The organism is Brevibacillus sp. AY1, from assembly GCF_029870785.1.
GTDB classification, from domain to species: domain Bacteria; phylum Bacillota; class Bacilli; order Brevibacillales; family Brevibacillaceae; genus Brevibacillus; species Brevibacillus invocatus.
Map to the genome: position 1 here is coordinate 1 of NZ_JAFLPN010000038.1, position 22,864 is coordinate 22,864.

General features: G+C 44.9%; 18 protein-coding genes and 2 pseudogenes. 16 read left to right on the forward strand and 4 right to left on the reverse strand.

Annotation, left to right across the window (positions count from 1 at the left end; all coding sequences use genetic code 11):
- The first annotated feature begins 131 nt into the window (after nucleotides 1–131).
- The 8 genes from JZI27_RS20660 (at nucleotide 132) to JZI27_RS20695 (ending at nucleotide 10,181) form a co-directional block, all read left to right on the forward strand.
- The gene (locus JZI27_RS20660; protein ID WP_280209066.1) at nucleotides 132–2,255 is read left to right on the forward strand and encodes a Mu transposase C-terminal domain-containing protein; all 2,124 of its coding nucleotides are present in this window, start codon (nucleotides 132–134) and stop codon (nucleotides 2,253–2,255) included.
- Between the two features lies 1 nt (nucleotide 2,256).
- On the forward strand, nucleotides 2,257–3,477 hold the full coding sequence (locus tag JZI27_RS20665) for an AAA family ATPase (protein WP_280209067.1): 1,221 nt from the start codon (nucleotides 2,257–2,259) through the stop codon (nucleotides 3,475–3,477).
- A 305-nt stretch (nucleotides 3,478–3,782) separates the two neighbouring features.
- Nucleotides 3,783–5,174 carry a TniQ family protein gene (locus JZI27_RS20670; RefSeq protein ID WP_280209068.1) on the forward strand — a complete coding sequence of 464 codons (1,392 nt, stop codon included), beginning with the start codon at nucleotides 3,783–3,785 and terminating at the stop codon, nucleotides 5,172–5,174.
- 527 nt (nucleotides 5,175–5,701) lie between these two features.
- Nucleotides 5,702–6,304, forward strand: coding sequence for a TetR/AcrR family transcriptional regulator (locus JZI27_RS20675; RefSeq protein WP_122911348.1), 603 nt, complete (start codon nucleotides 5,702–5,704; stop codon nucleotides 6,302–6,304).
- A gap of 281 nt (nucleotides 6,305–6,585) precedes the next feature.
- Nucleotides 6,586–7,926: an MFS transporter gene (locus JZI27_RS20680; protein WP_251243224.1), complete on the forward strand. Its 1,341-nt coding sequence runs from the start codon at nucleotides 6,586–6,588 to the stop codon at nucleotides 7,924–7,926.
- A gap of 43 nt (nucleotides 7,927–7,969) precedes the next feature.
- Nucleotides 7,970–8,569, forward strand: a complete 600-nt coding sequence (locus tag JZI27_RS20685) for a short chain dehydrogenase (protein ID WP_251243225.1) — start codon at nucleotides 7,970–7,972, stop codon at nucleotides 8,567–8,569.
- A gap of 21 nt (nucleotides 8,570–8,590) precedes the next feature.
- Nucleotides 8,591–9,172 (forward strand): GNAT family N-acetyltransferase, encoded by a 582-nt coding sequence (locus JZI27_RS20690; RefSeq protein ID WP_245997233.1) that lies wholly within the window; start codon nucleotides 8,591–8,593, stop codon nucleotides 9,170–9,172.
- 181 nt (nucleotides 9,173–9,353) lie between these two features.
- Nucleotides 9,354–10,181 (forward strand): alpha/beta fold hydrolase, encoded by an 828-nt coding sequence (locus tag JZI27_RS20695; protein ID WP_251243226.1) that lies wholly within the window; start codon nucleotides 9,354–9,356, stop codon nucleotides 10,179–10,181.
- A gap of 203 nt (nucleotides 10,182–10,384) precedes the next feature.
- On the opposite strand, the gene JZI27_RS20700 is transcribed toward JZI27_RS20695, so the two are convergent.
- The gene (locus JZI27_RS20700) at nucleotides 10,385–11,386 is read right to left on the reverse strand and encodes a YcdB/YcdC domain-containing protein (protein WP_481752834.1); all 1,002 of its coding nucleotides are present in this window, start codon (nucleotides 11,384–11,386) and stop codon (nucleotides 10,385–10,387) included.
- Between the two features lie 67 nt (nucleotides 11,387–11,453).
- On the opposite strand from JZI27_RS20700, the pseudogene JZI27_RS20705 reads away from it, so the two are divergent.
- From JZI27_RS20705 to JZI27_RS20715, 3 genes and pseudogenes are all read left to right on the forward strand, one after another.
- Nucleotides 11,454–11,946 (forward strand): annotated as a pseudogene (locus tag JZI27_RS20705) (SDR family NAD(P)-dependent oxidoreductase); the annotation flags it as partial.
- 395 nt (nucleotides 11,947–12,341) lie between these two features.
- A complete protein-coding gene (locus JZI27_RS20710; RefSeq protein ID WP_280209072.1) occupies nucleotides 12,342–12,941 on the forward strand; it encodes a Fic/DOC family protein in 600 nt (199 codons plus the stop codon).
- Nucleotides 12,942–13,408: 467 nt separating this feature from the next.
- Nucleotides 13,409–14,281, forward strand: a pseudogene (locus JZI27_RS20715) (ATP-binding cassette domain-containing protein); the annotation flags it as partial.
- Between the two features lie 47 nt (nucleotides 14,282–14,328).
- Here the strand turns inward: JZI27_RS20715 and JZI27_RS20720 are convergent.
- Nucleotides 14,329–14,526 (reverse strand): YgaP family membrane protein, encoded by a 198-nt coding sequence (locus JZI27_RS20720; RefSeq protein WP_348521378.1) that lies wholly within the window; start codon nucleotides 14,524–14,526, stop codon nucleotides 14,329–14,331.
- A 147-nt stretch (nucleotides 14,527–14,673) separates the two neighbouring features.
- On the opposite strand from JZI27_RS20720, the gene JZI27_RS20725 reads away from it, so the two are divergent.
- Nucleotides 14,674–15,513, forward strand: coding sequence for an alpha/beta fold hydrolase (locus JZI27_RS20725; RefSeq protein ID WP_348521379.1), 840 nt, complete (start codon nucleotides 14,674–14,676; stop codon nucleotides 15,511–15,513).
- A gap of 105 nt (nucleotides 15,514–15,618) precedes the next feature.
- On the opposite strand, the gene JZI27_RS20730 is transcribed toward JZI27_RS20725, so the two are convergent.
- Together JZI27_RS20730 and JZI27_RS20735 are read right to left on the reverse strand one after the other, a co-directional pair.
- Entirely contained in the window at nucleotides 15,619–15,936 is a 318-nt protein-coding gene (locus tag JZI27_RS20730; protein ID WP_280209073.1) for a hypothetical protein, read from the reverse strand.
- 154 nt (nucleotides 15,937–16,090) lie between these two features.
- Nucleotides 16,091–16,231, reverse strand: coding sequence for a DUF488 family protein (locus JZI27_RS20735; protein ID WP_276531684.1), 141 nt, complete (start codon nucleotides 16,229–16,231; stop codon nucleotides 16,091–16,093).
- A 468-nt stretch (nucleotides 16,232–16,699) separates the two neighbouring features.
- Here JZI27_RS20735 and JZI27_RS20740 point away from each other — a divergent pair, with 468 nt between their 5' ends.
- The 4 genes from JZI27_RS20740 (at nucleotide 16,700) to JZI27_RS20755 (ending at nucleotide 22,640) form a co-directional block, all read left to right on the forward strand.
- Entirely contained in the window at nucleotides 16,700–16,963 is a 264-nt protein-coding gene (locus JZI27_RS20740; RefSeq protein ID WP_481752833.1) for a heterocycloanthracin/sonorensin family bacteriocin, read from the forward strand.
- Nucleotides 16,964–17,159: 196 nt separating this feature from the next.
- Nucleotides 17,160–19,094 (forward strand): putative thiazole-containing bacteriocin maturation protein, encoded by a 1,935-nt coding sequence (locus tag JZI27_RS20745; RefSeq protein ID WP_280209076.1) that lies wholly within the window; start codon nucleotides 17,160–17,162, stop codon nucleotides 19,092–19,094.
- Nucleotides 19,091–21,034, forward strand: coding sequence for a TOMM precursor leader peptide-binding protein (locus JZI27_RS20750; protein WP_280209077.1), 1,944 nt, complete (start codon nucleotides 19,091–19,093; stop codon nucleotides 21,032–21,034). The genes JZI27_RS20745 and JZI27_RS20750 overlap by 4 nt, the downstream gene beginning before the upstream one ends.
- A 22-nt stretch (nucleotides 21,035–21,056) precedes the next feature.
- On the forward strand, nucleotides 21,057–22,640 hold the full coding sequence (locus JZI27_RS20755) for a SagB family peptide dehydrogenase (RefSeq protein WP_251243233.1): 1,584 nt from the start codon (nucleotides 21,057–21,059) through the stop codon (nucleotides 22,638–22,640).
- Nucleotides 22,641–22,864 lie beyond the last annotated feature (224 nt).

Consider the following 22,864-nt stretch of genomic DNA (forward strand, 5'->3'; position numbering starts at 1 on the left):
GGTTGAAGAAGAGAAGAATCATATGAAAATGCGAGAATAAGGGAGAAAGACTCAAATTTTGAGGGGTTAAACCGCTCTCCGATTCGTTCGATATAGAAGAAAGTGCAAAACAGATCCTGCTTAGAACGGTTATGGAACAACCCGGAATATGTATTAAGGACTTGCTGGATGATCAAGATGGCTATAGCTCTGATGATATTTATAAGATGATTGTAAGTAATGCATTTTATGTTGACTTATACAAGAATCGGATCACACATACTGACAGAGCTAAAATTTTCCCTAATAAGGAAATGGCCCTAGCGTACTCATATTTAGATGTTGATTCAGCTAATCAGTCGATCCAAGTTAGAAATGTAGAACTATACCCGGGGAACACCATTCAATGGGATGGAAGAGCTTTTCTTATACTAAATAATGGAGAGTCAAATATTTCGCTTCTTAGTCAAGACAATCAAAGAGAAGTAGAGCTCCCATACGACAGTTTTCATTATCTAGTACAAAAAGGAAAAATAACCGGGTTAACGATTTCTCATTCACGAAATAAACAAGAAGCAATCTCTATTTTAAGAACCGCTTCAGAAAATGACTTAGCGAAAGCAAATGAAAGATACCATAAGATTAAACCCATACTTGATGGTTATTCAGCCGCTAATATTAACATTCCGGATCGTACTTTGCGTGATTGGGTCAAAAAGTACAAAAATGCAGAACTTCAATATGGTTATGGTTATATTGGTTTGATTAGGAAGGGTATACCAGGAAATTATAAACGCAGATTTACGAAGGAAGTCATAGATCTCATGGAATGGTACATAACAGAATATCTAGAAACGTCTGTGAATAGGAAGGCATATACCGTATGGAAAATATTAATTGCTGATTGCACTGAAAAAGGTTATGAAACCCCAAGCTTTCAAAGCTTTTTAAATTACATAAAAAAACGCTCTGACTATCAACACACCCTTAAAAGGGAAGGGAAAAAAGCGGCGTATCAAAAGGAACCGAGATATTTGGAGCTTCACTTAACAACACCTCGTCATGGAGATTATCCTTTTGAAATATGCCACTTGGACCATACCCAATTAGATATCGAATTAATTTGTTCAAAAACGAGGAAAAACTTAGGAAGGCCGTGGGTTACCTTTTTGGTTGATGCTTTCACTCGTAGAATTCTTGCCGCCTATTTATCATTTGATGAACCGGGATATCGGTCAGTCATGATGGTGTTGAGAGAGTGCGTTCGAAGGCATTCAAGATTACCAAAGAATATTGTGGTTGATGGCGGTAAAGAATTTGGCAGCACATACTTTGAAACACTTCTTGCGTTTTATAAAGTTGGCAAATTACTCCGTGAGGGCAAACCAAAGCATGGTGCCGTGGTTGAACGTCTATTTGGTACCACAAACACCATGTTTGTAGATAATCTAATTGGAAACACCCAATTGATGAAGAATGTCAGACAAGTTACTGCTGCGGTTAATCCAAAGAAAAACGCAGTCTGGATGTTCGGTAAATTTCTTGAAAAGTTAAAAGAATGGGTCTATGACGTGTATGACAACATTGAACATCCGGCACTTGGAAGATCCCCTAGAGAGGAATTTTTAATCGGGATAGCTAACTCAGGCAAACGTGAATCGACGTATATAACTTACGATGAGACGTTTACTATGCTTACACTCCCAACGACTAAAAAGGGTACGGCAAAACTTGATCCAGGCAGAGGTGTAAAAATTAATCATATTTATTATTGGTCCGAAAGCCTACTTGATCCTGAATTTGAAGGGAAGCAAGTTCCTGTTAGATATGATCCATTTAATATGGGTGTTGCTTATGCTTATATTCGAAACACATGGGTATACATGAATTCTGAGCACTACAGCGTTTTTGTCGACCGAACAGAGCGTGAGATTCAACAAGCATTGGAGGAGTTAAGACGCAGAATGCGCCTTCGTGGACAGGAAGTAAAGGTTACTGCAGCAAAACTAGCTAACTTTTTAAAATCAGCTGAAGCTGAAGAAAATCTTCTGCTTCAACGTTTACGGGACAGTGAATTAAAAGCCACATTTACCGTACTTGAAGGGGGAAAGACCGGCGGACACAATAGTCCAAATGAGAAAAAAGAAGTTTCTAGTTCAAGTGCTTTTGCTGTTTATACGAATGAAGATGTTGAGTCCAGGCGAAATAAGATGGATCAAAAGCCAAATGTTTTGCAAAAGCATGAGCCTAAGTATAAAAATTTCGGGGAGTTTTAATATGAGACCAAAAGTGAATAAGGATGCGGAAGGGAACGAACAAATACCAGTGTTCCCAGAAGGATTGCTTACCGAACCAATTGAGGCACGAGTGAATTACTTCAAAAGCTACACAATAGCACATCCTTTGTTAATTGATGCGTACAGTAAATTAATTGATAACGTATTTAACCCCTCTAATCGGACTATTCAATTTTTGTATGGTCCGAGTGGAGTGGGGAAAACAACAATATATAAAAAAGTAAAGCGGGTGATCATTGAAAGATCGCTCCCTTTGCTCGAAGCTGATAAAGGAATAATACCTTATGCAGCTTTGGAGGCAGTAGCACCGGACAATGGCAGTTTTGATTGGAAGGACTTTTATATTCGATTGCTAGAGGAGTTAAGAGATGTAGCCATTAATCATAAAGTAGATTTTGATGCAATTCTTAATCAAAATGGCTTTTCAAATCTGAGAGCTCAGGATCCAAACCGAACCTTAAGAAAAGCAGTTGAGTCAACACTGAGACATCGGCGACCAATTGTATTAATGATCGATGAGGCTCAACACATGATGAAGATGACTAGTGGGAAAAGATTGAGGAATCAAATGGATTCGATTAAATCGCTTGCATCACAATCCAATACGCCCATTGTTTTGATAGGTACGTATGAGCTGCTTCAATTCACGAATTTGAGTGGACAACTTGCACGACGGAGCGACGATGTTCATTTCCAAAGATACCGAATGGAAAATAGCCAGCATATGGAGTGGTTTGAGAGTGCTCTTTATATGTTTCAAAAAAACATGCCGTTAGAAGTTGAACCCGACCTTATTGGCCATACAGATTTTTTTTATGAACGATGCATTGGCTGTATAGGGACACTTAAAGATTGGTTAGCTAAGACATTGGAAATGAAGCTGCTAAAAGGAGAAAAGTCGTTAACAATCGATGATTTTAAAGAGTATGCACTTTCTATTGATCAGTGCATAAAAATGATTCGTGAAGCTCGTGAAGGGGAAATGAAACTTGAAGAAAACGATGAGAAAAAGAGGACACTTTACAATTTATTAATGGCGAACAGTATGCCAGATCATATCAGTGATGAAAACAATGAAGAATCATCCGCGCAGACACATCAAAGTAAAGGACACGCGAAAAAGAAAAAGCCAGGGAAGCGTAAAGCTAAGAGAGATAAAACAGGAGGAAGCATTAAGGAAGGCGAACAGGATGCGGTGTAATCGTTCTCCTTTATTGGTACGAATTTGGGTAAGTAATATGTATACGATTACAGAAAAGTCACAGTGTAAAATTAAGCATACTTGTTCAACATGTAATAGTTCCGATACGAGTAAACTGAGAAAAAGGGGCATTAGAAACGTGTTCCGAAAAGAGATGCTGTTGGAGTGCGAGAAATTGATACTTGAAAAAGAGAAATTTTATAAATGCTATGGATGGATAATCATTCATAGCATTTATTGTTCAAATGGGATTATGAATAATAAATAGCACAGCTGGAGTACGTAAAATAAGGGGGAGATTTTTTATGAAGTACATAAAAAGCATGAACATTTTTGAAACTTTGGATATAGATGATCCGGATATACCTGAAAGAAGCAAAGTGATTCAATTGCAGCCGATGGCTATGGATAGTTTAGATATAGAGAGTTTAACGAGCTACATCCTAAGAATGGCTGAAGCACATTCAGTAACTTCTGGAACCTTTACAAAGGAACTGCTGCTTCCATTTTTAATAGATGGAGAAATTACTAAAAGTGCACTTGTTAATACACATTACCGTATATATTCTAAATCCTTTTCAATTAATGGGATCAAAATGATGGCAATAAAAATGTCTTCTGCTTTAAATGAGTTGACACTTGAAAAGAACAAAGAAAAATTAACCTTTCTAAGGTTGGCCGAATTAATGTATACGTCGGATATACAGACACGTCGTCAATGGTGTTCTCATTGTCTAGAAGAATTTAAGAATAGTAAAACTGTATATGAGAAACTAATATGGAATGTAAAAATCGTGAATATTTGTTTAATCCATAGAAGAAGGTTAGAATCCTGTTGTCCTCATTGCGGTGAGCAGATATGGTCTATCAATACAAAATCAAGAGTTGGCTACTGTGATAAATGCAATGAATGGCTGGGTTCAAATTTAAAACACTCAATAAATATTGATGAAGAGGAATATAATTGGCAGGTATGGGTTCATCAATCACTCGAATATCTCTTAGGATGCACAAATCTTTCAATAAGTAAGAAACAAATTTGTGAGAGGTTACAGGAATTCTTCTCTGTAACCCTAAAAAATAATAAAATCACTAAAGTAGATTTTGCAAAATATATGGGCTTCAGTCGTCATGCAATTTTTGAATGGATAAGGGGAAAGGGAACATTCTCGATATATTCACTTTTTTTAATTTGCTATTGTTCAAATATTTCTCTTAAAAGATTTTTAGAAGAGGATCTTTCTACAATAACAATAAACAAAATAAACTGGGGACCACAGAGAAAGTCCCTCGGAAATGAAAGAATTAAGTTACCGATTGAAGAAAGAGGTCGCATTCTAAATCGAGTTATTGAAGAAAATGCATATCCCCCGCCAAAATTAAGTGATATAACAAAAGCTTTAGGTTTTTTAAGCAATGAGTCTCTCCGTGCCTATTTTCCAAGAGAGTGCAGGTTGATTAGCCAAAGATATAAAGAATATAAATCCCAAGTTAGTAAAGAAAATCATATTTATATGGAGATTAAGTTAGAAACGTACATTATCGAATGTGCTAATACTGGGGTATATCCTTCTATAGATTTATTGGCGAGAAAATTAGGCGTACATCAAAAATTAGTATCATTCAGCTTGAAAGATAAAAGATATGAGGTCATGAAAAAATTAGGGATAAATATAAAAAATAATGGCCCTAAATAATAAATTAAATACTGTGTAGATGATTGAATTTAAACTTAAGCATTTAATTGTGGTTAGATAAGGACTACTCATATTACCAAAAGTAATTAAATAGTTATTTTAATCCTATTAAAGCAAAAACTTGCCGAAAATTAATTACTAAAGCAAAAGCTTGCCATAAATACAATTAACCGACTTCAATTTTACAATAGTAACGAAATGCTATTGATAAATGACCTTAATTCTTAATGTCTCTATATAAGAAATATTGATAAATCAGGCTTTGGCAAGCTTATGGTTTAATTGTTGGCAAGTTTATGATTTAAACAATATGATGAGGGTGGTTTTTTGATTTTAGGGATATTCTCAGGCGATCTCTCAAGTGCAAACGGTTGAGGGGGACCTGAATTGGTGATCCAGTCCGAGTAGATCAAAAACGCGATTGATGAAACAGCGAACAGCACAATTTTTTACTTGACGTACACAAATGAAAATTATACCATAAACCTACCGACCGTTCGGTTATTAAAAGGGGTGATACGATAGCCATGTCAACAAAAGAGAAAATCAAGCAGGTCGCTTTATCGCTTTTTGCCCAAAGAGGATTCGATGGTATGTCTATGAGCGATTTGGCTGCCGGAGTCGGTATTACGAAGGCCTCTTTATACGCCCATTACAAGGGAAAAGAGGAACTGTTTTTAGCGGTCTTTGAAGATGTAGCCAAAGATACCGAAACACTGATGAACCGGTTGTTTGAGGAGTCGAAAGAGATGAATGTCCACGATAAGCTGCGCCATCAGTTTGTGGAATTTATCCGTCATTACTACATGAACAAAGAGCGCCATGCATTCTGGAGCCAGCTGCTTCTATTGGCGCAGCCTGAGCTTCGCGAGAAAATATTCAAAAACATTCTTACTTGGAATGAGACGATTCAGGAGAAGATGGAAGCGATTTTTGAAGATGCCATGACACTGGGTATCATCCGACAAGATCTTTCTTCCAAAAAAGTGATGTCCTTTCGTGCCATGCGTGATGGGGTGCTCATGTGGATGGGCACCCGTCCAGAGTTCAATAGCGAATGGGTTGATGCGGCTTGGTCTGATTATTGGTTCGGATTGCTGCCAAGAGAAGGGGAAGGAAATGGAAAATAATACATTGCGATTAGAAGAAGATCTTGTACAGATTATCATCCAATTAAAAGACGTACACTGGAAACTGGCAACATGCAGATCAAATGACCAACTCATGCGCCAAATCAATGCGATACAGAATCAGCTTGATTTTATCAAAAAGGGCCTCTCCATCGGTTAAGATTGGGGAGGTCGGTCAACATTGTAGAAAACATTGGTCATTTTTTGTTGACTATATAGGGTACAGGGGTATAGTATATATTCATTAGAAAATCAGATAATTCGTATAAGGAGAATGAAAAATGAGCACAGAAGCGATACCTCAAGTTCAACAAAAAACAGGCATTTCTCGCGGACGTATGCTGTTCACTTTCTTGCTTGGAATCTTTATGGGGGCTCTTGATCATGGCATTGTTGGTCCGGCCTTAAGCTCCATTATTTCTGCTTACCAAGTGAGTGAATCTTGGGGGGTCTGGAGTTTTACGATTTATACGCTTACCTTCGCTGTTAGTATTCCGGTGTTAGGCAAGCTGTCAGATCGATTGGGGCGAAAACAAACATTTATTTTCGGTATCAGTTTGTTCGCGATTGGATCGATCATCGCTGCATTTGCCTCTCATTTTACAGTGTTTCTCCTGGGACGCGCTGTCCAAGCAATAGGCTCTGGGGGTATATTCCCGATTACCGCTGCTCAAATTGCTGTTACCACACCTCCTGAAAAAAGAGGGAAGGCGTTAGGTCTGATTGGTGTGGCGTTTGGGATTGGAACTATTGCAGGTCCTTCCGTTGGTGGCCTGATCCTCAAGATGCTCGAATGGCAGTGGATCTTCCTTATTAATATCCCGATTTCCATTCTCATCCTTCTTTTGGTTACTGGACTGAAACAGGAGCAGCCCATCGTGAAAAAGCCGATTGATTTACCTGGAATCATCTTGCTCAGCGTCGTGATCCTTGCGATCATGTACGGCATTTCGAGCAGCAAATGGATATTCATCCTCGCTGGCTTGGTGTTGATTCCCTTCCTGCTGATGATCGAAAGGAAACAAGCCGATCCGCTGCTGAATACCGGCTACTTTACTAGAAAAAACACGGTGACGCTTCTCGTTTCGTCGCTCATTTCCGGCTTTGTCATGGCTACCTCGATCAACTTCCTGCCATTTTTCACAGAATCGATGCTCGGCATGGAAAAAGGCAGCTCGGGACTTTTGGCCACACCGTTCGCCATTTCTTCTGTGATCGCTTCGCTCATAGGTGGATCGATGGCGGATAAAATTGGCGCGAAAAAAGTATTGCTGCTAGGATTCATGATTTCGATTCTGGGCGCACTCTCGCTCGGCTTCACTGTAAATTCCCTGGCGATCTTCGTATTGATCATTGTGGTCATGGGATTTGGTGTAGGCATCATCATCGGCGCACCCCTTAACGTGTTGATCCTGCAAACAGTAGAGCCAAAAGAGACAGGTGCTGCAATAGGATATCTCAGTCTCTTCCGCTCGCTGGGCTCAACCTTGGGTGCCACCGTAGCAGGAAAACTGATCGGTATGGCTGCCGGGTTTGCCTATCTATTCACCATCAGTGCATTTGCCTCTGCAGTCAGCATTTTCTTGATCGCAGTCTTCATGAAGAAAAAACAAAACGCTTAATCGTTGCATGAGCAAAGTTTCTAAATCATTGGGAGGGTTCAAAATGCGGATACTGTTAATTGGTGCATCTGGTACGATCGGAAGTGCAGTTCGCAAGGAATTGGAAGCGCGGCATGAGGTTATTTCGGCAGGACGGAACGGGGCGGATGTAAAAGTCGACATTACCTCCACCGACAGTATTGAAGCGATGTATCAAACGGTTGGGAAGGTTGATGCCGTCATTAGTGCGACAGGGAGCACGTACTTTGGCTCTCTTCTGGAACTGACGCCAGAAAACAATGAAATTTCTATTCAAGGTAAGTTGAAAGGTCAAATCAACCTTGTACTGCTAGGTCTCAATCATGTACATGATCAAGGAAGCTTTACATTGACGACAGGCATTATCATGGATGATCCCATCGTGGGTGGCGCGTCATCTGCAATGGCAGGTGGAGCGATCCGAGCATTCGTCAAAGCGGCAGCCATTGAAATGCCCCGTGGGATTCGAATAAATAATGTAAGCCCTACTGTCTTGGAGGAAGCGTTGCAAACGTATGGCGATTATTTTCCAGGCTATGAGCCAGTACCTGCCAGCAGGGTAGCACAAGCTTATCGCAAGAGCGTAGAAGGAGCGCAAACAGGGCAAACATTCACGGTTTATTAAAAAGAGAAAGGAGAATGGCTTTTGAGTAACGGTAAACAATCAGAAACTAAAAATGACATTTTCACGATTGAGTGCAAGGACATCCTTTTGCGTGAGTATTTGATTGAGGATGTGGATTCTCTATACGAGCTTACCCAGCAAGCCGAAATTAAGGAGTTTTTGCCGGATTGGAATGCTTCGAGGGAAAAGCGTTTGTACTGGATGCAGAATTATGAAATTGTTGACAACAAACGGTTTTTACAAGCAGTAGCGGATGGCGGTCAAGTGGGAGATACCTACTTACGTTTAGCGATCATTTTAAAAGAAACGGGCGAGTATATCGGATGGTGCTGTTCGGGGACAAAAGAGGAGCTGCCCCCTCCGAATAGAGAGATCGTCTATGCGATCTCCAATCGTCACACGAACAAGGGATACACGACCCAAGCGGTTGAAGGAATGATTGCGTATCTTTTTGAGAACACCGATGTGAAGGTGCTCAATGCCACCGCCTTGGTTCGTAACATTTCTTCGAACAGAGTCATTCAAAAATGCGGATTCGAATTTGTCGGAACCGTAGAAATCGATCATGAAACAAATAACCATTACAAAATCAGTAAACGATGAACAAAAATACCCTAGGCGGAGACGGTGGTGTCATTGATGAGCTGTTGAAAACCGTGGTGAAGCTGATGGAATAATAGACGCGAAATGAGGGATTCATTTGAATAACGATCCTTGGATCAGGAGCAATAGTAGCTCTCTTACATATTCACCTGGAGTGGAATCACATCAATCATACGGGAAGATGTATGAAAACGGTCTCTCCCATTGGCCGGTCAAGGTAGAATCATCTTATGTCTCGACCAGTTTTGGCCAAACCCATGTAATCACCTGCGGTCCTGAAGAGGCAGAACCACTTTTGCTCTTGCATGGTGCCATGTACAGTTCAACTATGTGGTATCCCAACATAGAATCCTTCAGCCAAAAGTATAGAACCTATGCCATTGATATTATTGACGATAAAAATAAGAGCATGCTGCAAAAGCCGTTGGAAAGCAGGGAGGAGTACGCCTATTGGCTTTCAGAAGTCATGGATGGTTTAGGACTTGGAGTGGCCCATATGGCGGGGCTCTCCTATGGGGGACAATTGATTGTGAACTTCGCCATGCATGATCCGGCGAGAATATTGAAGTGTGTTGTGATGAGCCCAGCCGAGTCGTTCGTATCTTTTCGAGCAGAGTTCTATGCGCATGCTTTCGGCTTGGTCAGTGATCCGAATGGAGTGGAGAATTTCAACAAATGGGTGTTTGCTGACAGATACCAGCTTCCCCCATACTTTGTTGATCAGTTCCAAGCAGGCGTTCTCAGGGAGGATTCATTGTCTGCCGGAAAAGATCGGAAACGGGTCTGGCCTTACGTATGGGCAGATGAAGAATTAAAGAGCATCACAACAGACATGCTTCTCCTGTTTGGTGAACATGAAGTCATGTACAATCCCCTTGAAGCTATGGGGAGAGCGGTTCGACTTCTTCCTCATGTGAAAGCAGAGATTGTCAAGAACGCTGGACACATTCTATCCATGGAGCAAGCCGATTTGGTTAACGAGAAGATCTTACAATTTCTGAGAGAATAGAATTTGATAAAGCACGTCCGTTTGGCTACAGAAAAAGAGGAACTGGATTAAATGCTTCATCCACCTCCACAAGCGGCAGAGGGGAAATACATGAGCCGTATAATTTCATAAAGATGCATGGTCATTAGCTGCCGCCCCTTCAATTGCTATCTGCTCTGAGAGGCGGCAACTATTTATTTATGTTACGGTTGGTATCAGGCTAACTAATCATGCAGAATTTCACCTGTTTTCGCATCCATGGTTACTCTTGAAGATGAACCCGCTCTCTGCCGGTATACGAGCAATGGGTTCTTTTCCTTGTTGCCTGAATCATGGGTCCAACTGTACATCAATTCAAATTGCGTATGGTTCATAATGATGGTAAGCGCATCATCGATCGAGAGGATTTGCTGTTGAGAAGGCAGGGCAACAGGTTCTCGAGCAAAATCACCTCGAATAGCAAGAAGATCTCCGGTTTGATTATCGAGGGTAATAAAATACGTACGGTCGATTACCGGAATTCCATGATGAAGGGGGACAAAGCAAAATTCTGTCTGGTGCTCTTTTTGTATCGTTCTTTCCAATTGCACTTCTTTTATTTCAGGACCAAGTAATGGTTCCAGCACGGATACAGCCTTTTTTGAAAGGGAATGACTTGCCAGTACGTGATTGTCGCTATTGCTGTAACTTCCATTCACCTCTAATCCAATGACTCTCCCTGTTTCACGATCCGTCTTCACGGTAACGATACGACCGTTTTTCTCAACCCACCGATATTGATTCAGATTCGATTCAGATATGATTTGTAAATCCCCATCTTCTCTCGTTTCGAAGAAGGTATTCATTACGACCCGAGCTTCTTTTTCTGTACGGATGGATAGCCCCCCGCCTGATTGGATGAAAAATGGCGAGACGGAATCAGCCGCTAGCATCTGTGTTTGTTCATTAGCCTTGCCTGAAAATGCGTCGATGGATCCGTTGAAATGAAACTGATAGGTCAAGACTGGCGTTTTTTCCAGTACACTCTGTGAAAACGGTGAGCGTTTGGTTGTTGCATATGCCTCGAAATAAACCAGTCTGACATACTCTTTCAATTTGTGCTTTAGTTCCTCCAGAGATAAAGTTCCGGTTGGTTCAGGAAAATACGATTCCTGATACGCCTTATCGTCAATGGTTTCCCATTTCACCCCGCCTATGGAACCATTCTCCAATAGCGATAAGGTCAAGCTTTCGCCCCATACGGGAATACCATTCACGGTTCGCTCAAAAACAAAATGCCCTTCTGACTTTTCTCATGGGCGTATCGATGTGCTGGTGAATAACGCTGGGATTTCACTCGGAGGCTTTGTGGAAGAAATTCCGTTCGAAGACTGGGTACAAACGATGGAAACCAATTTTTTCGGTATCGTCGTGATGACCCAAGAAGTGTTGCCGCATATGCGTGAAGCAAAGTCCGGGAAAATCATCAACATCAGCAGCGTGAGTGGCAGACTCGGATTCCCCGGGTATGGGCCTTACGCAGCTTCGAAGTTCGCACTCGAAGGATTCAGCGAATCTCTTCGTTTCGAAATGCTTCCCTATGGTGTCCACGTCTCCCTGGTGGAGCCAGGTGCCTATCAAACAGCTATTTGATCCAAGGGCTTCGATTCGATAGCGCTGCTGCCAATCCCGCTATCCGAGATTGCGATACGCCCAAGGCAAGGGTGCGCTTGTTGCGATCTGGGGGAAGGCCCTGCTGCCGTGGAAGTGGTTTGAACAAATTTTATTGCGCCAGCTTCAGAAATAATTACAAAGCGCGTCGAAATTTGGAATGATAGGGGATACCAGTGGCTGGGGGCGAATTCCTCTTATGACTCTTTCTTGCCTCCTTTAGAACCGCACAATGATGCGGTTTTTTTGATATAATGATACTTAGGTATGAATATGTGTGAGGGGGACAAACTTAAATGCATATACATGTAGTAAGTTTACAAACCAAAATTTTGTATAACAGGGATAGGGTGGATGTATTGAGAAGGTACTCCCAGAAACAGGTGAGACGTGCTCTACTACATGCCAAAGCATCATTGGAGATCGAAGGGATGTTCTTGACGCAGCAGGAAGATCGTTTACTGACGGAGCGTGCAGAAGGAAAAATACGATACAGTGAATTCTTAGCACGTGCCAAGGAAATGGCGAGAAATGTATGATCAAGAGCAATCCAAATATTGTTACCCAAATAGTGATGTCCTCATAAATAAACCTGGCTTCAAGGAGCAAAGTCAGCTCGAAGCTTTTGAGAGACTGGTTACAACAGAGAGATTGAGACTTCTTCAGCTTAGACCATTAAAAGGTTTGTTTGATAAAAAACACCTGTGTGGCATTCATAAGTTTATTTTTAGAGATGTATATCCATTTGCCGGTAAAATCCGGGATGAAGATATTTCCAAAGGAAATTTTCGATTTGCAGCAGTACGTTTCTTACATGATCAGACTGACGAGCTACTTTATAAAGTTAAGACCGAAAAATATTTAAAGGATATTCTTCATTTCGAGGAGTATGTTAACAGAATCACTTACTTTCTCGCAGAGTTAAACGTGTTACACCCTTTTCGTGAAGGAAACGGTAGAACCCAGAGAGAATTTATTCGGTGCTTGGCTTTGCAAGCAGGATATGAGATTGACTGGACAAAGGTTGAACCAACCACCATACTTCACGCGATGATTAAGTCGCCGTTTGATTATTCGGAATTGAAAGATGTCATGGGGAAAGTGCTGTCTAAAAAGAATGAAGAGCAATAATTGAGCGGCTACTTACAGAAATAATCAACCAATACCCCTCATTGACAATCAAACATCTCGATGCTATTATTCAAGACATCAAAAATAGGGAGGAACGCCATCTATGCTACACTCGATGCGTATTCGATAAGCGGGCTATAAAAAAGCGGATTTTTTCCACGACTGTGGGCTTTTTTTGAGCTGCTTACTTTTACGTATGGAGAGACATAGATTGCGATTGGAATAGCAAGTTTGCTATGCCTTGTATCGCCGTGTCCTTTTTCGTGATGAATGCAGACCAAAGCCCGGATGGTGGATTTGGATCTGTATTTTTTATTGCCTCATAACAACTGAGATCGAGATGGAAATGCAAAAGGAGTGAATTCGATGTGTCCTATTCATTGGTACTTCTTTATTTAAATCTCCCTTCTAAATCGCAGGCTATCCTGCGAACCGAGAACTGCGATTTTGATATTTCTGTAGAATATATGGGTCGTGAAGTAGTAGACATTGAAGACTTGGAGCTTCATGAGTACGATCGGATTGGTCTGGTCGGCGTGAATGGAGCCGGAAAGAGCACACTGTTAAAAATATTGCTGGGTGAAATCCAAGTATCACATGGACAAATTCGCAGGGAAGGGAATTTTGCTTACGTCGTCGATAAAATATGGGAATTGAAGGACGGAACAATCACCGAGTATTGGGGTGGCTATTCCGATTACTTGGCCCAAAAAGAAGAAGAACGCAAAAACCAGACTGCTCAATATAAGCAGTATATCGTTGAAAAGGAACGACTGGAGAAGGCCATCGTCGAAAAATAGAATCAAGCTCGGGAAATGGACCAAAAGGCCAAAGGAGCGTTAAGAAAATACAGCTCAGAAAACGGTGGACGGCTTGCCCATCAAAAAACGGTGGGGAGCAAACAGAAGAAGCTCCATAATGCCGCTAAACATTTGGAGCAGAGAATCGAATTGCTTGGTGATGTGAAGCCCCCTGAGGCTATACGGTCCGTCCAATTCCGACAGAGCAAAGCCTTAGAGCTGCACAATCCTTTTCCGATCACGGGGGCAAATGGAACAGGAAAAACAACACTTTTCAACATGATTCTCAATCGTGAAGATGGGAACTCCTTATCACCAAAAGCAGAAATGGGCATCTTCGCTCAAAATGGTTACAAGATCGACCGTAATCAGGGCGTTATGGCGTTCATGCAGGAAAACTGCGATTATCAGGTATCGGAAATTCGCGCTGTATTGGCAGCGATGGGATTCTCTCATCACGATGTACGTAAAGAGCTGTCTGTTTTAAGCGGGGGAGAAATCATCAAATTACAGCTGGCAAAAATGTTGCTGGGACCATTCTTTTCATTTCGCACGATGTCCGTTGGGGGCTGTTCGCTACTCCGGTTTCACTTGACCCGGCATGTGTTGATGCCAAACAATCGGTAAAAGAAACAGATGCCCGTAAACGCGTTAAACAAGGGAAAAAGCCCTAACAACCCAAAAAAGCGCCAATTGGATTCGAATAGAAAAAGCAGGGACAACAAGAGAATGCTGAACAGGGAACGCAGGGTACGGTCCAAGATTTGGATCTGGCCTCTATGCAATGAGATGATCTTCTTTTCCGCTTGCTGTCAGGGGTAGAATCCTCTCAAGTGAAAGCTGTCTTTTGGAGCAGCCAGGGAGGTTTTTTTCGAAAGTCATCGAATAACGTTGTAAAAAGTTATATTATTCAGAAAAACAGGAGGCGGTCGATGATGAATCAAGGCGGCAAGTACATAAAGGTTGAACCTGGTGTTGAGCTGTTTGTTCAGGATATTGGGCATGGCGTCCCGATTGTGTTTATTCCGGGCTGGACGTTTACCACCGAAGTCTTCCATAAACAAGTCGAGTATTTTCAAAAAACGAACAGAGTGATTGTCATCGATCCGAGAAGTCACGGGAGATCCTCCATTACGATGCATGGAAATGATTATGCGACACACGGCGCTGATTTGGCAAAGGTGATGGAAGCATTGGAATTGAAGGATGTGACATTGATTGGCTGGTCGTTTGGATGCTTGACGATGTGGGAATATATCCGACAGCATGGGACCCAAAATATCAAATCACTGGTCTTTATTGATCTGTCAGCCAAGCCGTTATCGACCAATCACGAGCAGGATTGGGTGGAAGGACCACTGGACGAGATAGCCGCAGCTTATAACTATTATTTGCGGGATTCGGAAAAGCAGCGTGAGTTTATTTCGGCATACGCAACGGGTGTGATGGTTCAAAGGACGCTGGAGGAAGGGGAGCTAAGCTGGATCGTCGAGCAATCTTTAAAAACGCCACATTACATCGCGGCAAATTTGTTTGCGTCCGGGATGTTCTCCGATTATCGGGAAGAAGCCAGACTGGCAAGTGAAGCTGTGCCGACGCTTACCGTTATTGCGGAGCACTGGGCGGATACAGCAAAGAGGTTCGTTGAGCACCATGCTCCGAAATCCGCGATCGAAGTACTTGGTGGACACTTGATGTTTTGGGAGCATGACGAGAAATTCAATCAGATGCTGGGTCAGTTCATGCATGCTCAAAACCCTGCTGGAGCGTAATCTCGGTGAAAAAGCGATAACCCGCCACTTGAATAGGGCGGGTTTTTGCTTTGAATGGCGTTCATACATCCTCCATCGGGAAACGATACAGCTATAAATGGGAGATTACCATCCCCATCCACTTGGCTTCAAACCAAGTTTTTCAGCCAGGTCATAGGCAATCGGCTGTTTGATAGGTTTCAGCGAGTCTTCTGTGCAGCTTGATTCCGGCTTATAGTTCAAGTCCTTCGCTTTTTGCAGGTCTGCTTCAGACAGGTTGTTCGTCTTTTGTGCCTGTTCATAACAGGGGGGAGTGATATACGTTTGGTGCGTATGCTCCAGGATGATTCGTGTGCTTGCCGGGGGGGAAGTCTCCACCTTAATCGCAAAAAGACCTGTTACGACAACTAACAAGCATAGTACAAAAATGGTGATTCGTTTCATTTCATCAACTCCAGCTTTATTTGCACGTCTCTATCCCATAAGGGTAGCATGCGGCGAGCATGTCCTAAATACTTCCTTTAAAAAATGTTGAGAAAAAGCAGGTACAAACAAAAAAGCAGCTACTCAAAAAAGCAACTGCTTATCATTTCGTTCTCTACAGATGCACGATTTCGATTCTTGGATCAAACTCACGCATATACTCCACGACCAGTTTTCGGTGGCAGTGATGCGGTTTTTCTTCGCTGCATAAGAAGCAGGGGACGCTGTCGCCAATCAAGTCGGCTATTTGGGCCAGTTTTAGTCCTGTTCCATTTCATTGATTTGATAGGCAAGCTGATTTGGGTGTATCCGCTTCATGAATTCGTTCCTTTAACAGGTAAAACGAGCAAAGCTAAACAGAATGATCGGGACTTGCAGGATTTTCTCACAGGGCTGTCTGGCAAATCGCAAACCCTCACCGCAGGTACGTGCCTGGGTCCCTTTCAAGTACCGGACGAGATGGGCAGCCCGATGCTTGAGTAATTGCTTGCAAGCTTTGTTCAAAAAGTGGAACGAAATTTACAAGGATAAGACAGATCCCTCTACTCGATCATCAGGTAGAGGGATTTATTTTTTACAAAATTAGGCATTTGGAGGAGTCACCAATCCCGGATGGTCTTTCATAAATCTATTGTATATTCCTGGGTATTCGTGTAGTTGGAGAGCTTGAACTGTTCAACACAGGAAATGTCAGAGATCATTTTTGATGCTGGAGGTCAAACACATGGAAGATTTTCAAAATGAATTGCAAAAATTGCAGGTTGATCATTATCAAAGCGGAGATGTAACCCCTTGGAACAATGACAGCCAAAAAGATGCGATGCTGGTTCAAGGCAGATGCGGTCGCTGTGGTGGTCGCTGCGGCAGATGTTCCCATAACTGTTCTTGTAGCTGTTCGTGCAGCTGCTCTTGTAGTTGTTCGTGCAGCTGCTCTTGTAGCTGTTCGTGCAGTTGTTTCTTCCCTTGCTTCTTCCTTTGCTTTAGATGATACAGCTAGGCTCCTATGTATGACGTAGAAGGCTGGGTGCCTTCAGAAAAAAGGGAGAGTCCCTGTACAGGCAAACACAAGCCGGCAGGGGCTTTTTCCTTACAAGATCTGGTATGAGGGACAAATAGACGTACATATGATTACGGTGAACGTGATGGCGCACAACGGAGTATGGCTCTCAGAAAGGAGGAGTGACATGTCTAGCTTGAACTCTTCTATGCGTCTGAAGGTGAAAAGGGATACGTTTTTCTTTCCTGAATCAGATGGCAGTGTGTATTTTCGGAACAACATAGGCACGTTTCGTATGGTAGGCAGTACCATTCAGCAGTGGATCGAAAAGCTGATGCCGATGTTCAACGGAGAGCACACACTGGAGGAACTGACAGACGGATTGCCGCAAGAATACCGCGACCGCGTGTATGACATTGCAAAAAGCTTGTTTCAAAACGGTTTTGTACGGGATGTGAGTCAAGATCGACCGCATCAATTGACGGACAAGGTTCTCCAGACATATGGAGTGCAAATTGATTTCTTGAACGAGTTCGCAGATTCGGGAGCCTACCGCTTTATGTGCTATCGAGAGACAAAAGTATTGGCAGTAGGATCTGGAGCATTCTTTGTTTCACTGGTTGGGGCATTACTAGATTCCGGATTGCCCACCTTCCACATTCTGATTACGGATGCTGTGCAGACCAACCGTCAACGGGTGGATGACCTGGTGGAACACGCCCGCAGGACAGACCCAGATGTAGCGATTGAGGAGCTGGCCATGCCCATTACGGGTATCGATTCTTGGCGACAGGCTGTACAGGCGTTTGATTCGATATTGTACGTGTCGCAGTCGGGTGATCTGGAGGAGCTGAGGCTGCTTCATACGATTTGTAAGGAGGAGGGGAAGCGGTTTTTGCCAGCTCTTATTTTGCATCAGGTGGGGCTGGCAGGGCCGTCGGTAGATCCGGATGCCGGTGCTGAAGGGGGGTGGGAATCTGCTTGGCGCCGCTTGCATCAATCCGCGCTTTGTAAAGACCCGCAACTGCACAGCTTCTCGACAACCGCTGGGGCAATGCTGGCGAATGTGATTGTGTTTGAGCTGTTTAAAAAAGTGACGGCTGTGACCGACCCTGAACTGGAAAACAGCGTATTCCTGCTTGATCTGGAAACGTTGGAAGGGAATTGGCACCCGTTTCTGTCCCATCCCTTGGTCAGTGGATTGCAGCAGATGAAACGGATTGAAGCGCTCGATCAGCACATGGCAGAACAGAGGGAGGAGAACGAGCGGAACGGGCTGATTCATTACTTTGGGACGCTTACATCGGCGGAAACGGGTATTTTCCATATTTGGGAGGAAGGGGAGCTGACGCAGCTGCCTTTGGCTCAGTGCCGGATTCAGGCTGTTGACCCACTGACGGAGGGGCCAGCTGAGCTTTTACCAGAGATGATCTGCTCTGGTCTGACGCATGAGGAGGCGCGAAAGGAAGCTGGGCTTGCCGGGGTCGAAGCGTATGTATCGCGAATGGTCGGCAGCACGGAAATACAGGGATGGATCGGCGTAGGAGCGGGGGAAACGGTGGCGGAAGGGGTTTGCCGCGGACTGCAAGCGTATCTGTACGAGAAAGGTAAAAGGCAGCTAATGGATCAAACGGATCAAAAGCCTACGGTGCACCAGGTACAGCTGGCTCAGATCGAAGACGAGCGCTGTCAGTTTTACTTGAAGTCTCTGTCTATCATGCAGGGGACGCCTATGATCGGATTGGGGCGGGAGGTGTACGGCTTTCCTGTCGTTTGGGTAGGTGCGGGCGGAGGCTGGCATGGCAGTGTGGGATTGAATCTAACCTTGGCCTTGCGCAAGTCGTTGCAGCAAGCGCTCTATCAGCCGCAGAACAAGGGGGAGGCTCTCACACCCCAAGCGATGAGTGCCGAGTCGGTGTATCTGGAAGAAAGGGAGCAACAAAGTCTCTCCATTTCAGCTTGCGAAGATTCGATGCATGCGGAGGTCTTGCAATCAGCCTTGCAGATCTTGAAGCGGCAGTGCAAGCGACTTGAGCTTTACGATCTGGCACTAGAACCTTTTCTCAAAGAGGAGCTGGCTGGCGTCTATGGTGTGTTGCTGCGAGAGGAGGAATCTCCGTGAACGCTGTCGTGATGGTTGTAGGAGAGGGAATGCTGGCGGACTACGTGTGTACAGAGCTATCCAATCAATATGAGCTCGTTCGCCAGTCCGATCTGAAGGCAGGGCTCGTGAAAGAAGCGGATTTCGCGCTCGTGCTGCACGATGCCTGGCATCCTTTCCTACATCGAGAGTCAGAAGCGAGATTTCAGCAAGCTGGAATTCCTTGGCTGCGCGGTTTTGTTTCATTTGGCGAAGGTGTGGTTGGCCCGTTGGTTCGCCCTGGGACACCGGGATGCTCCCAATGTGCGGACAGGAGAAAACTCATGGCGGAGCGTGACCGCAAAGAAATGTGGGAGCTGCTGCAACGGCTAATGGAGCACGGGGGGCCGCCTCTTGACGCTTGGGCAACGCGCAACGGACTTTTGCATATTGCTCATTTGCTGGTGGCAGAGACGCACAAGGTGTTGAAAGGCGATCCGGTTCTTTCAGATGGACGGGTGTATTTGATCAGCATGAAAACGTTAAAGAGCTCGTGGCACTTCATTTTGCCAGAGCCTAGCTGTGCGGTATGCGGTCCATTGCCTGAAGATACATCACACGCGGCGCGCATCTCGCTTGCGCCCAGTCCGAAAATCAGTCCCGACAGCTACCGGAGTCGATCGATGGATGATCTGAAGAAGGTGCTGAATCAAGATTATTTGGATTACCGAACTGGCTTTTTGAATGGGAGATTGCGTGACCTGGTGTCCCCCTTCGCCGATGTCAGTGTGAATTTGCCGCTATTCAGAGGGGACGAAGCGACAGCGGGCAGGACTCATTCGTATGAAGACAGCGAAATGACGGCTATTTTGGAAGGCTTGGAGCGATACTGCGGCATGGCGCCGCGAGGGAAGCGGACGGTCGTTCGTGGCAGCTACGAGCAGCTTGCCGATCAAGCGCTGAACCCTGTTAACGTAGGCTTGCACACCAAGGAGCAGCATGAGAGGCGCGGCTTTCCTTTCAAGCCATTCGATCCAGCCCGACAGATGAACTGGGTGTGGGGCTACTCCTTCCTGCAAGAGCGACCGGTGTTGGTTCCAGAGCTGCTCGCCTATTACAGCTTGGGCTTTGGCGAGGGATTTGTGTTTGAGACCTCCAACGGGTGTGCGCTGGGCGGAAGCTTGGAGGAGGCGATTTTCTACGGCATCCTGGAGGTGGCGGAGCGAGATGCGTTTTTGCTGACCTGGTACGCACAGCTGGGTCTTCCACTCCTAGATCCTTTCTCTGCCCGTGATCAAGAGCTGAGCTTGATGGTCGAACGCTTGCAGGCGGTAGCCGGCTATGATGTCTACCTGTTCAATGCGACGATGGAGAATGGAATCCCGAGTATTTGGACGCTGGCAAAGAAGAAGGGTTCAAAGGGCATGAATATGATCTGCGCGGGAGGAGCTCATCCTGATCCGATCCGGGCGGTAAAAAGCTCGCTGCATGAGGTTGCCGCCATGCTGCTGACTTTAAATGACAAGTTTGAGGCCAATCGGGAGGAATACATGCGGATGTACCATGATCCGTATCTGGTGAAGAAAATGGATGACCACTCGATGCTTTACGCTTTGCCAGAAGCGGAAGAACGCCTGCATTTTTTACTGGATGAAGACCGTCCGCTGCGAACGTTTGAAGAAGAATTTAAACCGCGGGCGAGGCACGCCGACCTGACGGAAGATCTCCATGACCTTCTCCTATCCTTTTCTCGATTGAACCAGGATGTGATCGTGGTCGATCAGACGACACCTGAAATCCTGCGAAATGGACTGCATTGCGTCAAGGTGCTCATTCCAGGGATGCTGCCGATGACATTTGGCCAGCATATGATCCGCGTGGAAGGTCTGGATCGTGTATTGCAAGTGCCAGTAGAGCTTGGATATGCCAAGCAGCCATTGACCTATGATCAGCTCAATCCACATCCGCATCCGTTTCCATGAATGGTGAAGAGGAGGGGTACGGATGAGTCTGGACACTTTTTTGCACAACTTGCATGTTAGCCTGGATCAGACCAAACCAATGGACTTTGAGGTGGATTGGGGAGACGCACCGTTGCCCTATAAGCTGTACCGGGGCTTGCCTGTCCTTCCTTTGTCTGCGGAAATACCGCTTGCATTGGAGGGAATGAGGGCAGCTTCGGAGCCTGACCTGCATGATATCGGCCATTTTCTCTGGTACGTATTCGGACTTGCGCAATTCGGCCAGTCTCCTCTCGACCTGAGCGCGATGGGACAGGGGGTTGCGCCTCTGCAATCGTACAGGCGGTTTGTTCCCTCCGGTGGAGCCTTATACCCAAGTGAGTGCTATATTTATATGAAGACTGCAGGGATCTCGGAAGGAATCTATCATTATGATGTGGCGCACCATCGATTGGTGTTGGTACGCGAAGGCCATTTCGATTTCTATCTGGCCCGTGCCCTGGGCAATCGCTGCGACATGCCCGCCTGCTTTGGTGCAGTGTTTGTGACCACGATGTTTTGGAAAAATTTCTTTAAGTATCATAACTTTGCATATCGTCTGCAAGGACTGGATGCCGGCGTGCTCATGGGTCAGGCGTTGGAGGTAGCCAAACGCTTTGGCTATGAATCAGGGGTGTACTTCCAGTTTCTCGATCGGGCACTCAACCATCTGCTCGGGCTGTCGGAACGGGAAGAAAGTGTATATTCGGTAATGCCATTGTCGGTGAAGCCAGTGAGCACGTGGTTTGGCAAGGGGGCGGACGCAGACGGGAAGATTACGGATGCCGATCTGTGCCGGGAGCTGGTTGAGCTACGACACGATCATTACGTGCGATCGCGGAAGGTTCTGGAGTACCCGATGCTGATCCAAATCAATGAGGCTTCCCGACTCGAATCCAGTCGATCATTCCGGCAGATCAGAGGAGAGACAAAGGCTGCTCATGAAGAAGGGCGCGTCGTAGAACTGCCTCATGTGAAGCGGATGACCTATGATCTGGCATCCGCGAGCAGAAAGCGTTATTCCCCGGAGAGAGATTTTGTGATGGGCAAGGTAAGCCTGGAGCAGCTGGCCGTGCTATTGAAAGAGGCGACCTCTTCCTTCCGCTATCAAAATGATCTGGATGAGGACCAAGAGAGTCCCGAATCCCGTGTTTCACTCTACGGCTGTATGTATAACGTGGAAGATACTCCGGCTGGCGCCTACTACTATGACAGCGATGCCCATGTTTTGAGACAGGTGCGCTCGGGAGATCAGCGATTTATTCTGCAACAAGCGATGTCACTGGACAATGTCAATCTCTTTCAGGTTCCACTCTGCATGCATGTGGCAGGGGAGAAGAATTATCTCCGGGAACCATTGGGATACAGGGGACATCGCATTCAGCAGATGGAGGCTGGCATGCTCGTGCAGCGATTGCTATTGGCGGCGTCAGGACTCGGGATGGGGGGACATCCGCTTCTCGGCTATGATGTGAACATCTGTGATGAGCTTTATCAGATGGCAGCACATGGAAAAACCAGTCTGATCCAAATTCCGGTCGGTCCCTATCGCCCGAGGCCTCGGCTGGAGGGGGGACTGCATAGCTGAGATTCACTTGAAAGGTTGTCGAGGACGGCTCGGCAGCTTTTTTCTTTCTCTGTGCTGACTAGGGGAGGAGCGGATCGACATTCTTTTTCAAATCGTATTGGAGGCGGTTCGTAAAGTTCAGGCTGTTTGGGTATGTCCAAATCAAGGGGGACGATGTCCTGGTTCTCCAAAGAAGGTTCATCGATAAATGAGTAGTTAATGCCAAGAGTGACAGCCAGACCTTC